This is a genomic window from Acinetobacter sp. SCLZS86 (assembly GCF_021560715.1).
In the GTDB taxonomy this organism is placed as follows: Bacteria; Pseudomonadota; Gammaproteobacteria; order Pseudomonadales; family Moraxellaceae; genus Acinetobacter; species Acinetobacter towneri_A.
In genome coordinates, this window is record NZ_CP090864.1 from 1,428,346 (window position 1) to 1,441,605 (window position 13,260).

Annotated in this window: 16 protein-coding genes; 11 read left to right on the forward strand and 5 right to left on the reverse strand. The window is 40.2% G+C overall.

Translation table 11 applies throughout. The annotated features are described in order from the left end of the window. The first annotated feature begins 79 nt into the window (after positions 1-79). The 9 genes from LZP46_RS06800 to trpB all read left to right on the forward strand — a co-directional run bounded on the left by LZP46_RS06800 (position 80) and on the right by trpB (position 7,880). Complete coding sequence (locus tag LZP46_RS06800) at positions 80-1,267, forward strand: O-succinylhomoserine sulfhydrylase (RefSeq protein ID WP_236095089.1); 1,188 nt, start codon at positions 80-82, stop codon at positions 1,265-1,267. 32 nt (positions 1,268-1,299) lie between these two features. Next, complete coding sequence (locus tag LZP46_RS06805; RefSeq protein ID WP_026438215.1) at positions 1,300-1,629, forward strand: YbaB/EbfC family nucleoid-associated protein; 330 nt, start codon at positions 1,300-1,302, stop codon at positions 1,627-1,629. Between the two features lie 10 nt (positions 1,630-1,639). Then, positions 1,640-2,236: a recombination mediator RecR gene (recR, locus tag LZP46_RS06810; RefSeq protein WP_070154486.1), complete on the forward strand. Its 597-nt coding sequence runs from the start codon at positions 1,640-1,642 to the stop codon at positions 2,234-2,236. A gap of 258 nt (positions 2,237-2,494) precedes the next feature. After that, positions 2,495-3,637, forward strand: a complete 1,143-nt coding sequence (locus LZP46_RS06815; RefSeq protein ID WP_236095090.1) for a ribonuclease D — start codon at positions 2,495-2,497, stop codon at positions 3,635-3,637. A gap of 152 nt (positions 3,638-3,789) precedes the next feature. Next, on the forward strand, positions 3,790-4,086 hold the full coding sequence (locus tag LZP46_RS06820; RefSeq protein ID WP_236095091.1) for a YcgL domain-containing protein: 297 nt from the start codon (positions 3,790-3,792) through the stop codon (positions 4,084-4,086). A 21-nt stretch (positions 4,087-4,107) separates the two neighbouring features. Next, on the forward strand, positions 4,108-4,491 hold the full coding sequence (locus tag LZP46_RS06825) for a hypothetical protein (protein ID WP_236095092.1): 384 nt from the start codon (positions 4,108-4,110) through the stop codon (positions 4,489-4,491). A 22-nt stretch (positions 4,492-4,513) separates the two neighbouring features. Continuing rightward, positions 4,514-5,365 (forward strand): AAA family ATPase, encoded by an 852-nt coding sequence (locus LZP46_RS06830; RefSeq protein WP_236095093.1) that lies wholly within the window; start codon positions 4,514-4,516, stop codon positions 5,363-5,365. Positions 5,366-5,379: 14 nt separating this feature from the next. Beyond that, positions 5,380-6,567 (forward strand): vWA domain-containing protein, encoded by a 1,188-nt coding sequence (locus tag LZP46_RS06835; protein WP_236095094.1) that lies wholly within the window; start codon positions 5,380-5,382, stop codon positions 6,565-6,567. A gap of 104 nt (positions 6,568-6,671) precedes the next feature. Continuing rightward, positions 6,672-7,880 (forward strand): tryptophan synthase subunit beta, encoded by a 1,209-nt coding sequence (gene trpB / locus LZP46_RS06840; RefSeq protein ID WP_236095095.1) that lies wholly within the window; start codon positions 6,672-6,674, stop codon positions 7,878-7,880. 92 nt (positions 7,881-7,972) lie between these two features. Here the strand turns inward: trpB and LZP46_RS06845 are convergent, their stop codons facing one another. The 3 genes from LZP46_RS06845 to LZP46_RS06855 all read right to left on the reverse strand — a co-directional run bounded on the left by LZP46_RS06845 (position 7,973) and on the right by LZP46_RS06855 (position 9,285). Further along, positions 7,973-8,407, reverse strand: a complete 435-nt coding sequence (locus tag LZP46_RS06845) for a CBS domain-containing protein (RefSeq protein ID WP_236095096.1) — start codon at positions 8,405-8,407, stop codon at positions 7,973-7,975. Between the two features lie 118 nt (positions 8,408-8,525). Continuing rightward, positions 8,526-8,900 carry a DUF2750 domain-containing protein gene (locus LZP46_RS06850; RefSeq protein WP_026438214.1) on the reverse strand — a complete coding sequence of 125 codons (375 nt, stop codon included), beginning with the start codon at positions 8,898-8,900 and terminating at the stop codon, positions 8,526-8,528. 151 nt (positions 8,901-9,051) lie between these two features. Next, positions 9,052-9,285: a hypothetical protein gene (locus LZP46_RS06855; RefSeq protein WP_004976599.1), complete on the reverse strand. Its 234-nt coding sequence runs from the start codon at positions 9,283-9,285 to the stop codon at positions 9,052-9,054. A gap of 219 nt (positions 9,286-9,504) precedes the next feature. On the opposite strand from LZP46_RS06855, the gene LZP46_RS06860 reads away from it, so the two are divergent. Then, positions 9,505-9,864 carry a hypothetical protein gene (locus tag LZP46_RS06860; RefSeq protein ID WP_236095097.1) on the forward strand — a complete coding sequence of 120 codons (360 nt, stop codon included), beginning with the start codon at positions 9,505-9,507 and terminating at the stop codon, positions 9,862-9,864. Positions 9,865-9,991: 127 nt separating this feature from the next. Continuing rightward, a complete protein-coding gene (locus LZP46_RS06865) occupies positions 9,992-10,309 on the forward strand; it encodes a hypothetical protein (protein ID WP_236095098.1) in 318 nt (105 codons plus the stop codon). Here the strand turns inward: LZP46_RS06865 and LZP46_RS06870 are convergent. Next, positions 10,206-11,846, reverse strand: a complete 1,641-nt coding sequence (locus LZP46_RS06870) for a M16 family metallopeptidase (RefSeq protein ID WP_442863544.1) — start codon at positions 11,844-11,846, stop codon at positions 10,206-10,208. The two genes, LZP46_RS06865 and LZP46_RS06870, sit on opposite strands and share 104 nt — an antisense overlap. Positions 11,847-11,858: 12 nt before the next feature. Then, positions 11,859-13,208, reverse strand: a complete 1,350-nt coding sequence (locus LZP46_RS06875; protein ID WP_236095099.1) for a M16 family metallopeptidase — start codon at positions 13,206-13,208, stop codon at positions 11,859-11,861. Positions 13,209-13,260 lie beyond the last annotated feature (52 nt).

Consider the following 13,260-nt stretch of genomic DNA (forward strand, 5'->3'; position numbering starts at 1 on the left):
AAATGCGCTTGACGCTCAAAATGTTGGCAATTATTCAACAAACAGGTCTTAGGACTAAGTTTAGGGCTGAGCAGTAAAGATGAGTCAACACGACGACATTGAATATCAACTAGATACTTTGGCAATTCGTACCGGACACAACCGTACAATTGAAGGCGAACACAGTGAGCCGATTTTTCTGACTTCATCATTTGTTTGTGAAAATGCTGCCGATGCAGCTGCAAAATTCTCTGGTGAAATTGAAGGCAACACCTACTCACGTTATACCAACCCAACCGTACAGGCTTTTGAAAAACGCTTAGCAGTATTAGACGGTGCGGAACGTGCAGTTGCGACCAGTTCGGGTATGGCGGCTGTTCATGCCATTACTTTGGCTTATCTTAAAGCGGGTGATCATGTGGTCTGTTCACGCGCTGTATTTGGCTCGATCATTTCACTGTTTGAAAAATATGTGATGAAGTTTGGTGTCGATGTCACTTTTGTTGATTTGGAAGATTTAGATAGCTGGAAACAAGCCATTCGTCCTAACACACGTTTGTTATTTATTGAAACGCCATCGAATCCATTGGCACAAGTGGGCGATTTACAAGCTATTGCCGATATTGCCCATGCAAATAATGCATTATTTGCAGTCGATAACACTTTCTGCACTCCAGTTTTACAACAACCGATTAAATTTGGTGCAGACCTGATTATCTACTCATCGACCAAATATATTGATGGGCAGGGACGTGCTTTAGGCGGCGCTGTGGTAGGTAAGAACAAATTGGTTGAAGAAATCAACGGTGTGATTCGTACTTTGGGTAACTCATTAAGTCCATTTAACGCATGGATTTTCTTAAAAGGCTTAGAAACTTTAAGCCTGCGGATGAAAGCACATTGCGCCAGTGCACAAAAACTTGCCGAGTGGCTAGATGCACATCCAAAAGTTGAAAAAGTGTATTATGCAGGCTTGCCGCATCACACAGGGCACGAGTTGGCGAAAAAGCAACAGTCTGGCTTTGGTGGTGTTGTATCGTTTGTGGTGAAAGGTGAGCGTCAAGGCGCGTGGACCGTGATTGACAACACGCGCTTCCTGTCTATCACCAGTAACTTAGGGGATGTAAAGTCAACCATTACCCATCCTGCAACAACATCTCATGGCAGAATGACCGCAGAAGCCAAACAAGCAGCAGGCATCAGTGAAGGTTTAATTCGTGTTTCTGTTGGCTTGGAAGATATTGATGATATTATTCGCGACATCGAGCGCGGTTTAGACCTCATTTAAAACTAAATAGATCAATTGTTCGGAGATTTTTTATGAACATTAATATGTTGATGCAGCAAGCGCAGCGTATGCAAAAAGAAGTGGAAAACAACATTAAAAAAGCCAAAGAAGAACTTGCGCAAACTGAAGTGCATGCAGAAGCGGGTGGTGGTTTAGTGAAAGTGACCATGACTTGCCGTAATGTGGTAAAACGCATTGAAATTAATCCTGAATTATTGCAAGACGATGCAGACATGATTGAAGATTTGATTGCCGCTGCAATGAATGATGCCGCTCGTCAAGCCGAAGAGATTTCTGAAGAAAAAATGAAGTCTGCGAATTCAGGTATGGGCTTGCCACCGGGCTTGGCAGGTTTATTCTAAGGAACGGCGTATGTTTAGTGATCGTTTTGATCAACTGGTACAAGCGCTACGCATTTTGCCAAGTGTTGGGCCAAAATCGGCTCAACGCATGGCATTGCACCTAATCATGAAAAATAGAGAAGGTGCAGTCGGTTTGGCTCATGCTTTGAACGAAGCCACGAGTTATATTCACGAATGTTCAATTTGTCATTCATTAACCGAAGATGAAGTCTGCAATATTTGCGCCTCACATGACCGTGATCCACACTTGCTTTGCGTGGTAGAATCTCCAGCCGATGTCATGGCAATTGAGCAAAGTGGAAGTTTCCGTGGTAAATACCATGTTTTAGGTGGGCACTTATCACCTTTAGATGGCATTGGGCCTGACGAAATTGGTATTCCGTATTTGGTTCAGCGTTTAAGCGATGGCAACATTACTGAAGTCATTTTGGCGACCAATGCGACTGTAGAAGGTCAGGCGACAGCACACTATTTGGTCGAAGCGACCAAACATTTGCCTGTACAGATGACTCGTATTGCACAAGGTGTGCCTCAAGGGGGCGAACTTGAATATGTCGATAGTCATACTTTAAGTCAGGCGGTACATAATCGGATGCGAATGAAATAAGCATTTAGGTGCTTATTTCCTATGATTTATGTAAGCATTATGTTGATGGCCATCTGATCACGCATTCATACAAAGTATGACCTGCATTCAAAGGCAATAAAAATCAAATTAAGATAAAAAAACGATAAAAATTTAACTTTTAATGGTATCGACATCCCAAATAAGATAAACAATGAAAATACTGGACATATTTTTATAGCTAAATACTATTTAATGTTTAAAATGAAGCCTTAGCGAATCCTGTTTTACCTGCTCACTATGTTCCAATTTATTCATCAACAAAAAGACTTTGAAAATGTCTTGGCATTAATGAGCCAAAACAGCATTTACGGTTTAGACACCGAATTTATTAAGGTTGATACTTTATGGCCAAAATTAGGCGTATTCCAGATTAATATTAATGATCAGGTTTATTTGTTAGATGGGACTTCTTTAAATTTAAGTGCATTTTGGGAAAAATTGTTTCAGGCGCAGCAAAATATTTTTCATGCCTGCGGCGAAGATATTGATTTGATTTATCATTATGCGCAGAAAAAAAACTTGAATAACGTGTTTGATACCCAAGTAGGGATGTCATTTTTAGGACATGGTTTACAAGTCAGCTATCAAAATGCTTTAAAAACCATGCTCAATGTCGATATTGATAAAGGGCAAACCCGCTCAGACTGGCTTGCACGTCCTTTGTCCGATGAGCAGTTAAATTATGCTGCCAATGATGTGCTGTATCTAATGCAATTGGCAGATAAGGTACAAACCGACTTAAAACAAAATTATTTACTGGATTTTGCACAAGAAGATTGCCGCAATTTAACTCAGGAAATTGGTGAAGAAACACCTTTAGAGTTGTTGTATCAGGATGTGGGCAATTATCGTCATTCACGCCGTCAACTCATGCAATTACAACAGTTAGCTGTTTGGCGTGAGCAAATGGTGAAAGCCTTAAACCAACCACGTAGTTTTATTCTGCGCAATTCTACCATGTTGGATTTAGTTGAAAAAAATCCTAAAAATCAATTCCAGCTCAGCAACATTAAAGATTTACGCCCGCATATTGTGCGTGAACATGGCAAAACCATTTTAGATTTAATTAAATATCTGCCTGATCAATCACAATGGCCATTGCGTATGGCGCGCCCAATTCGCCATTCTTCAAAAGAAGTGGGTGAAAATGTAGAACAGGTCATTCAGCGTGCAGTACAGGAAACTCAAATTCCAAAAGAAGTTTTATTGCGAAAAAAATGGCTGAATGCACTTTATCAACATGTGGTTTTTCATAACGATGAGCAAGATTTACCAAACTATTTGTTAGGTTGGCGTTATGAATTGCTGACTAAGCCATTAATTGACGTGTTGCATACCGACGAGCGCTATTTGTCTGGTCAAATGAAAGTGGCTGAATAAAGACTTTCTGAATTAAACCCTAGTTAATGGTGGTGAATCTGTCATTAACTATGGCCATCCATACAAACTTAGACCAATGCGTTAATAATGGTTAATGTATCTCGGTTTTTTTTGTTGTATCCTTTGCCTGAGTTTTTAGAGTTTTGTTGTTTATGCACTGTTCAATTTATAAGTCGAGCAAAAAAGATGAGATGTATTTATACATCGCCCGTCCAGAGCAAACTGAAGAGTTTAATCCACTAGATGCCTTACCCGAAGCAATGCGCAGCGCATTTGGTCGTGCGACATTTGTGATGGATTTGGAATTATCTGAAAGCCGCAAGTTGGCACGTGTGAATGTTTTACATGTTATGGATTCTATTCAAACACGTGGTTTCTTTATTCAAGTACCGCCAGAAGGTTTAATTAATCCAAACGCTGTGGAACCAGAAGGTTTACACGGTGCATAACCTTTGTTCAGGAGTTGAGAAATGAATAGTGTTATGACTGCGTTGGCATCAATTCCTGAAACTGCAATTGCGATTGCTATTTACTTGCTTGGCAGTGCCATTATTTTGTGGTGTTGGTATGAAATTGCCAAGCGTTTGCCAAATCCATTAGGTGGCATAACTTGGATTGTGCTGTTTGCAATTTTACTTACCCCTACAGTATCCGAAGGCAGCAATGCAGCACTTGCCCCAGCCATCTTTGGACTTCTTTTTGGTGTTTTAACCAAAGAAATGCCATTGGTTTGGTCTAATTTATCTGCCATTTTATTTGTGACCGGTCTCGGCTTGTTGGTCGGCTATTTCTGGTCAAAATACCGTTTAAAACAAAGCACTTATACAGCCAACAAAAACACCTCACCACTGTAACTAAAAATATTAAGGTAAAATCATGTCTGTTGATACGCAACAATTTTCAGGTACAGATCAGTACATTGCGACTGATAGTTTAAAACTTGCGGTGAAAGCCGCACGTGCTTTGCAAAAACCACTTTTGGTGAAAGGTGAGCCGGGTACTGGTAAAACCTTATTGGCTGAGCAGGTGGCTCAAAGTCTGGATTTGAAACTGATTACATGGCACATTAAATCGACTACCAAAGCGCAGCAAGGTTTATACGAATATGATGCAGTGTCGCGTTTGCGTGACAGCCAATTGGGCGATGACCGTGTGTATGACATTAAAAACTATATTAAACCTGGAAAATTGTGGGAAGCATTTACTAGCTCAGAGCGCTGTGTGTTGTTGATTGATGAGATTGACAAGGCAGATATTGAATTCCCAAATGACCTGTTGCATGAACTTGATAAAATGTCGTTTTATGTTTATGAAACAGGCGAAACCATTACCGCAACACAACGTCCAATCGTGATCATCACTTCTAATAATGAAAAAGAACTGCCAGACGCTTTTTTACGTCGCTGTTTCTTCCATTATATTGATTTCCCAGATGAAGCGACCATGCGCGATATTATCGATGTGCATTTCCCTAATATTTCAAGCACATTGGTTTCAGAAGCTTTACAAGTTTTCTTTAAATTACGCCAAGTTCCCGGCTTAAAAAAACCACCATCTACGTCTGAACTCATTGATTGGTTAAGCCTATTGATGGCAGATGACATGCCTGAAGATATTTTGCGTCATAGTGATAAAAGCAAAGCTATTCCGCCTTTATACGGCGCATTAATCAAAAATGAACAAGATGTGCAATTGCTTGAGCGTTTAGCCTTTATGTCGCGCCGTTAAGGGAGGACAACGCCATGTTTGTGCGCTTGTTTTATACCTTGCGACGCTACGGTGTACCTGTCACCACACGTGAATTGATCGACTTAAATCAGGCAGTGGCATCGGGTTTGGTTTTTGCAGACCAAGATGAATTCTATCAATTAGTTAAAACTGTCATGGTTAAAGATGAGCGTTTTTTTGACAAGTTTGACCGTGCCATGAAAGACTATTTTGATGGCATTTCTACATTTGATTTAGATGATTTACTGAACCAAGTCCATCAATTGCCCAAAGATTGGTTTGATTTAGAGTTGCTTGAAAAGCATCTTACGCCAGAACAGCGTGAAGAGCTCAAAAAAGCAGGTTCATTAGAAGAATTGATGAAAATGCTGGAAGAACGTTTGCGTGAACAGCATAAAAAACATCAGGGCGGCAACCGTATGATTGGTACGGGTGGCACATCACCGTTTGGTGCTTTTGGGGATCATCCCGAAGGTGTGCGTATTGGTGGGCCCGGACGTAAGCGTTCTGCTGTGAAAGTCTGGGAGCAGCGTCAGTATCGGAATTTAGACGATGAACAGATTTTAGGTACGCGACAAATGCAATTGGCACTGCGTCGTTTGCGTAAATTTGCCCGTCAAGGCGCAGCCGAAGAACTAGATATTGATGGCACTATCCGCGAAACTGCCAAACAGGGTATTTTAGATGTGCAATTGGTGCCAGAACGTCGTAATCGCGTCAAAGTGTTGATGTTGTTTGACGTGGGTGGTTCGATGGATGCGCACATCGTCCAATGTGAAAAACTGTTTAGTGCGGCCAAAACTGAGTTTAAAACCCTCGAATATTTTTATTTCCACAACTGTTTATACGACTATGTTTGGAAAGACAATTTACGCCGTAGCAGTACCCGCATGAATACATGGGATTTATTTAATACCTATGGACGCGACTATCGAGTAATTGTGGTTGGTGATGCGAGTATGGCACCTTATGAGCTGAATTCGATTGGTGGTTCGGTGGAATATATGAATGATGAAGCGGGGCAAGTTTGGCTACAACGTCTGCGTCAGCATTTTGAAAAAACCGCATGGCTGAATCCTGAACAAGAAGGCTATTGGCATTACACACATACCATTGGATTAATTCGACAAATTTTTGAAAATCATATGTACCCAATGACTTTAAAAGGCATTGAAGATATGACGAAATATTTGGCGCGATAAGCGCCATTTTTTCCATTAATTTTTTATCTATATCAGTTATTGCGTGCATATTGATGAAATAGCAATACGATAAGCAACGTGAATTTCAATTTGAGGGGATCGAGATGGAACATCAAATCAATGGCATCGCATTACCGAATGAAGAAGGTTTTTTCGGACAATATGGCGGGCAGTTTATTCCACCGCATTTAAAAGCAGCCATGGATGAAATTAACCTTGCTTATGAAAAAATTCGTCATACAGCAGAATTTCAAAATGAATTAAAGGATTTATTTGCCAATTATGTAGGACGTCCGAGTCCTTTGTTTCATGCAAAACGTTTATCTGAGCAGTTGGGGGGTGCACAAATTTATTTGAAACGTGAAGATTTAAATCATACGGGTGCACATAAAATCAATCACTGTATAGGTGAAGCATTGCTCGCCAAATATATGGGTAAAACTAAAGTGATTGCGGAAACAGGTGCAGGGCAGCATGGTGTCGCGTTGGCAACGGCATGTGCGTTGGTGGGCATTCCGTGTGAAATTCACATGGGACAGGTCGATATTGAAAAAGAACATCCAAATGTTGTGAAAATGAAAATTTTAGGTGCTAAGCTGATATCCGTCACACGTGGCACAGCGACTTTAAAGGATGCCGTAGACAGCGCATTTGAAGAATATTTAAAAGACCCGAAAAACTATATTTATGCAATTGGTTCAGTGGTTGGCCCACATCCATTTCCAAAAATGGTACGTGATTTTCAAGCAATTATTGGCGATGAAATTAAAATGCAAAGCCAAGAACGCTTTGGGGTAAATCCAGATTATATCGTGGCATGTGTGGGTGGTGGTTCAAACGCAGTGGGTGCATTTACTGCCTTCTTAAATGATCCTGAAGTTAAGCTTGTGGGTATAGAACCTGCAGGACATGGTTTAGATACAGATCAACACTCTGCAACCTTAACTTTGGGTAAACCTGGTCAGTTACACGGCATGGCGTGTTATGTGCTTGAAGATGAACAGGGTGAGCCATTGCCAGTTCATTCAATTGCTTCGGGTTTGGATTATCCGGGTGTGGGGCCACAACATAGCTTTTTAAAAGATATTGGTCGCGTGGAATATTCAACAGCAACAGACCAAGAGTGTTTAGATGCCTTTATGACCTTGTCACGCGTAGAGGGGATTGTACCTGCTTTGGAAAGCTCACATGCGGTAGCGTGGGCCTTGCGTGAAGCACCAAAAATGGCAAGAGACGTGAAAATTGTGGTCAATCTTTCAGGTCGTGGTGATAAAGATGCAGACTATGTAGCAGAAAAATTAGGTTTGAACTAATTTTACTGAATATGATAAAACCGCCTAAACGTGTAAGTTTAGGCGGTTTTTTATCTTTACTTTATATTTGGCAGGTTTTATAAAACAGTGTCTTAGCTTGCGATATATTGTTGTAATTGCTCGATCAATTTGCGCTGATCATCCATAGTCGCCTTCACCAAGTCACCAATCGACACCAAACCAACCAATTGTTCATCTTCAAGTACAGGCAAGTGTCGTAAATGATGGTCTGTAATTAAGTTCAAGCATTCTTTCACACTGGTGTTTTTGGTCACGGTCAGTACTTTAGCAGTCATAATTTCACTGACTGTTGTACTTTTAGATGTTCGTTCCATTAAAACAACTTTACGGGTGTAATCACGCTCAGACAGAATACCAACCACATGATTATTTTGATTGGTAACCACCAATGCACCAATGCCTTTGTCAGCCATTAAACTAATAGCTTCTAAAACCGTTGCTTCTGGACGAATTGTGTAAATTTCGTGATGTACTTTATCTTGTAAAACGTGAATTACCTTGGTCATATTCTGTGTCCTGATTGTTGTTTATTGTTTGACTTTTAAAGTAACGTGAAATGTTAAAATTGCAAATACTTTAGCGTCACGATTGTTAATTTTTACGTCAATGCTATTCCGTTATTATTTAAGCAATATTTAACGTAGATTCATTAAAAAAGAAATGTTTCATTTGTGAAGTGGTCAGTTTAATTTTTTGACTTGACGAACCATATAAGGTTGGAGTGACATTTAAACGAGTGAGCGTTGGTAATAAAGAAGTCTCGAAATCCTGCGCGGAAATTTTACGAGGAATGTATTGTGGCCAGTGTTTAGCTGCATATTTATGCGCCTGTACCGCATTTAACCAAAAAGGGAAAATATAATCATCGTGATCTGAACTCATTGCCCAACCTTGATGGAATAAACCCCAAAGTACACCGCAGTACATCATTGATTTTAATAGTGTAACTTTAAGCAGGAAATCCTTTGGTAAAGGTTGGAGTTGGTTAATCTGATTCATAATCAAGCAAGGTTGTAAAATTTGGCTATATTGTAAAAAGAATTGATGAATATACCGTTTAAGCTTTGCTTAAAATCGTAAATAAATATGTATTTATGGTTTAAGTCTCTAAATTAAGGGTCAAAAAAAACGCCACCTAAGTGACGTTTTATTATGCTTGCATGGTAGCCATGTTTTGCCAGTATTGCGCTTTCAATGAATCACGTTCTACACGGAAACCTTGATAATACAATTCTGCTAAGAACATTGCTGCTTTACCATGTCCTGCGCGTGCAGCTTCTTCGAGTTGTTTTACCGCATCTTGGAAGTTCATTTGTGAATGAATCGTGTTCACTGCATTTGCATAAACATGCTCTAAGTCATGGTGAGAGATTGTTTGAATCATATAAAACTCCTTATTGTAATTATGATTACTTATTTAAGCCTACCTTTTAGGCTTCATATCAATTTAACACTATATTGTTAAACTAATATTACAATTTGATTGAATTGTCAAATAATTATCGGGGTAGATTAGTATATTTCAAGTTTACATGATTAAACATTGAACAAGTTTAATTTTGATTAAACTAAAGCTCTAAGCATGATAAAAAAGGAGAACAACATGACAAGATCCGTAGACGGATGTGCTTTTGATGTACCTCCATTGACTTCTCAAATTATTGAGTTGGCACATCATCACCGTAAAAAACTAGATGAGGCAATTTTCCGTCGAGATGTTCATTTAGGTGAATACTGTCTGGCGCAACGTAAACGCGTGGCTGATTTTGCTAAGACTTTAGAGCGAAGCGATCGTATAGAATTTTACCGTAATTATGATGGTGAATTACTCCGTATCGCAGATGAAGACGAACTGCATCCTGCCGAAGCAGAGGGCGGTGTCAGTATATTTGCTATTTTCTTGGTGCTTGCAGTCATTGCATTGGTTTTATACTTTGCTGTAATTCGTGGCACCATTGGCTAAAGCTGAATGCTTTGTAGAATTTGTAGAAAAAGGCTCAATTTTTACCGTGACGATACAGTAAAAATTGAGCTGTTTAACTTGTACAACTCACAAGGGCATCCTACACTAAGGCGATTAGAGGTAGGTCATGCACAACGCAATTCAAAAAACGATTCAATTTATTTCTCAACTGAAACTCGAGCAAATTTATAATATTGTTGTGCTGAGTATCATTTTTATTATTTTAACATTAGCAAGTGTTGCGCTTTATCGCCCAGTTGGGGTGCAACAATTTCAAAATGTTGAGCGTTTGTCGCAACAATCTATGTATGCCAATACCCAAGACATGGCCGTGCGTTTACTCAATCAACGTCCAATTCGTTATGTGCATTATTTAAAATTAATGCAGGCACATCAAATGGAGCAAGATCGGGCTCAACAACTTCCTGCCTTGGTGCAAGAGTAATTTTTTCTATTGGCGTGTTATTCATATTGCGCGGTGTCGGTGTTAAAGATATTGGCGCAAGTAAATTGTTCTGTAGCATTTTTTCCAATGCCGCTTTATCTAAATGTTCGCTCACAATCACCAAAGTTAAACGATCAGGATGCAAATGTTTGCGAATCGCACGTTGCACATCTTCTGCGGTTATTTTTTCCACGCGCTCTACATAATCACTTAAATAATTTGCAGGTAGCCGATAAAAGCCTATGTGTCCAAGCTGGGCATTAATACTGGCATTACTGCTGTATTGATTAGGAAAAGCACGAATTAAACCTGCTTTGGTTTCTTTTAATTGCTCCAAATTGATGGGCTGTTGCACAAATTGAATTAAGCTTTGGTGAGCGACCTGAATACTATCGAGTAACTGATCTTGGCGCGTAGAATAGCCTAAGCTAAATAAACCCGCTGCTTGGGTAAACCGAAACGAACTGCTAACACCGTAAGTGTAGCCACGTTTTACTCGTAATTCTTTCATCAAAATAGAATTGAAACTGCTGCCACCTAGCATTTTATTGGCAATTTCCAAAGCCAAATAATCAGGATCATCTCGTGTGGTCGCAAGTTGCGCAATACTCACATGCGCTTGTTGTGAGCGATAAGGAATATGCTGGATGTTGAACCGTGTTGCAGGTGTAGGCCGTGGCAAAGCTGTTGCTGCAGTACCTTGGACAATATGTGTGCTTATAGTGTTGGCAAGTTTTTCTGCTTCTTTTAAGGTTAATTTGCCTGTAATGGCAATATTCATATTTTGCGCGACCAGAAACTGATCTCTAAATTGTTGTAAGTGCGTTGGTTGAATCCGTTTGATACTGCCATTGGTGCCTGTAATGGGTTCTGCATAGGCATGTTGTCCGTAAATTGCGCGATATAAGCGAATATTCATTAAACGGCTTGGATTTTCTTGCAGTTGTTTTTGTCCGATTTGTGTATTGCTTTGCACACGCTGGATATTGGAGCGCTCAAAAGTTGCATGTTTTAGTATTTCCAACATCATTTTGACGGCAGTTTGCATTTTCTGCGGATCAGAGAGTGTTCTTAGCCGTACCACAAACATATCGCGGTACGCCGTGGCACTAAAACGTGCGCCTGTGGTTTCAAAGGCTGCTGCAATTTCCTCTGTCTTATAACGCTTGGTGCCTTCATCAATCAGTTGCGCTGCCATATTGGCAACGCCAAATAAACCTTTTTCAATTTCTGCATCGCGGGCAGAACCTGCATTAAAAGTCAGTTGAATATCAACCATTGGCAAAGCAGGATTTTCGACAAATAAAGTGCGTACGTGTCGATGATTTTTTAATTCATGCACCTGTGGAGCGCGAACATCGCCCAATTCATTTACAGCATTTAAACTGTGCAGCAAGCTCAGAGATTGCAAAGGCGTACTTACGTCCGTTTCGGCAAAATCAAGCGCTGCTGTGGTGGCAGTTTCCATCGCAAAGCTAGCAGAACATAGGCCAAAACTCGTGCTCAAAATAAGCGTGCTGAATAGATGTTTTTTCATGGAAATCACAGTTTAAGGTGTTGCGCTTTGAGGTAATAAATACAAGGTGCTGAGTCTGTCTTTATTAAAGTAATTTTGCGCAACACGTTGCAGATCTTGGGCAGTAATGGCTTGGAAGTGTTGTGGTAAAACATCAATTAAACGGTGACTAAATCCATTGACTTCTAAATTGCCAATAGTTCGGGCTTGTCCAGCCAAATCATCCTGACTATAAATCCAATTGGCCACAAATTGAGTCACTACGCGCTCAATTTCATTTGAATTGACCAAATCCTGTTTTAGTGTATCCACTTCGTTTTGAATTGCGGCTTGTGCTTCGCTTAACGTTACACCTGCTGCAGGCAATGCCGAAATACTAAACAAACTGTCCCCACGTTGATACGGATCATAACTGACACTGACGGAGCTAAGCATCTTATTATTTCTGACCAAGCGCTGTTCTAAACGTGAAGTAATTCCACTGTCTAATAGTTGTTTGATGATGGTGAGCGCAAAGGCATCTTGAGGACTTTTCGCTGTTGCTAATGAGCCGACATTCCAAGCCATATATAAATTAGGAACTTGTATAGCCGCAGACAATTCCATGTGTCGATAACCTAATTGTTCAAACTCCAACACATCATTACGCGGTGGCGTAGGTGCTTTCGGAATATCTCCAAAATACTTTTGGGCTTGCAACAATGCGGCTTGATGATCTACATCGCCCACAATCACTAAAATAGCATTATTGGGGCGATACCATTTTTTGTACCACGCCTGTACTTCTTGCAGCTGAATGCTTTGCAAGTTTTTCATGTGACCAATAATGGGTTGGCGATAATGGCTGGTTGGGTAGGCAATCCATTTAAAGCGTTCAAAAGCCAAAGCTCGCGGATTATCATCTGTACGTTGCCGCCGTTCTTCCATCACCACCTTAATTTCAGGCTCAAAATCTTGTTGGCGAAGCAACAAATTACTCATTCTGTCGGCTTCCAACTCTAAAGCCAGTGGGAAATAAGTTTTGGGATAGAGCTGATAATAATTGGTGTAATTGATAAAGGTCGCTGCATTGACATTGCCACCATAAATACGACTTAAACGGGTAAATTCATCATTCGGTACTTTGGCTGTACCTTTAAACATCATGTGTTCAAGTACGTGTGAAATCCCAAGTGTATTTCCCGACTCATCGCTACTGCCTACTTTGTACCAAATTTGTGTCATCACCATAGGAGAACGATGGTCTTCACGAATAATGACTTTTAAACCATTGTTGAGTGTGGTTTCAAAAGTGTTATTCGCAGTTAAAACTTCTGCATGGCAAATTGAAGCTGTTAAACCCCAAACCAACGCACAAACAGACTTCATCGAAAATTGGAACATAAGCAAGTGGAGATCAATCGTTATCGGCTTATCTTTCAAAAATTAAAGCGGA

Excerpts from the sequence above, each read along its gene's own strand:
- LZP46_RS06800 (WP_236095089.1), top strand. The coding sequence starts at position 80 with ATGAGTCAACACGACGACATTGAATATCAACTAGATACTTTGGCAATT.
- LZP46_RS06805 (WP_026438215.1), top strand. The coding sequence starts at position 1,300 with ATGAACATTAATATGTTGATGCAGCAAGCGCAGCGTATGCAAAAAGAA.
- recR (WP_070154486.1), top strand. The coding sequence starts at position 1,640 with ATGTTTAGTGATCGTTTTGATCAACTGGTACAAGCGCTACGCATTTTG.
- LZP46_RS06815 (WP_236095090.1), top strand. The coding sequence starts at position 2,495 with ATGTTCCAATTTATTCATCAACAAAAAGACTTTGAAAATGTCTTGGCA.
- LZP46_RS06820 (WP_236095091.1), top strand. The coding sequence starts at position 3,790 with ATGCACTGTTCAATTTATAAGTCGAGCAAAAAAGATGAGATGTATTTA.
- LZP46_RS06825 (WP_236095092.1), top strand. The coding sequence starts at position 4,108 with ATGAATAGTGTTATGACTGCGTTGGCATCAATTCCTGAAACTGCAATT.
- LZP46_RS06830 (WP_236095093.1), top strand. The coding sequence starts at position 4,514 with ATGTCTGTTGATACGCAACAATTTTCAGGTACAGATCAGTACATTGCG.
- LZP46_RS06835 (WP_236095094.1), top strand. The coding sequence starts at position 5,380 with ATGTTTGTGCGCTTGTTTTATACCTTGCGACGCTACGGTGTACCTGTC.
- trpB (WP_236095095.1), top strand. The coding sequence starts at position 6,672 with ATGGAACATCAAATCAATGGCATCGCATTACCGAATGAAGAAGGTTTT.
- LZP46_RS06845 (WP_236095096.1), bottom strand. The coding sequence starts at position 8,407 with ATGACCAAGGTAATTCACGTTTTACAAGATAAAGTACATCACGAAATT.
- LZP46_RS06850 (WP_026438214.1), bottom strand. The coding sequence starts at position 8,900 with ATGAATCAGATTAACCAACTCCAACCTTTACCAAAGGATTTCCTGCTT.
- LZP46_RS06855 (WP_004976599.1), bottom strand. The coding sequence starts at position 9,285 with ATGATTCAAACAATCTCTCACCATGACTTAGAGCATGTTTATGCAAAT.
- LZP46_RS06860 (WP_236095097.1), top strand. The coding sequence starts at position 9,505 with ATGACAAGATCCGTAGACGGATGTGCTTTTGATGTACCTCCATTGACT.
- LZP46_RS06865 (WP_236095098.1), top strand. The coding sequence starts at position 9,992 with ATGCACAACGCAATTCAAAAAACGATTCAATTTATTTCTCAACTGAAA.
- LZP46_RS06870 (WP_442863544.1), bottom strand. The coding sequence starts at position 11,846 with ATGAAAAAACATCTATTCAGCACGCTTATTTTGAGCACGAGTTTTGGC.
- LZP46_RS06875 (WP_236095099.1), bottom strand. The coding sequence starts at position 13,208 with ATGTTCCAATTTTCGATGAAGTCTGTTTGTGCGTTGGTTTGGGGTTTA.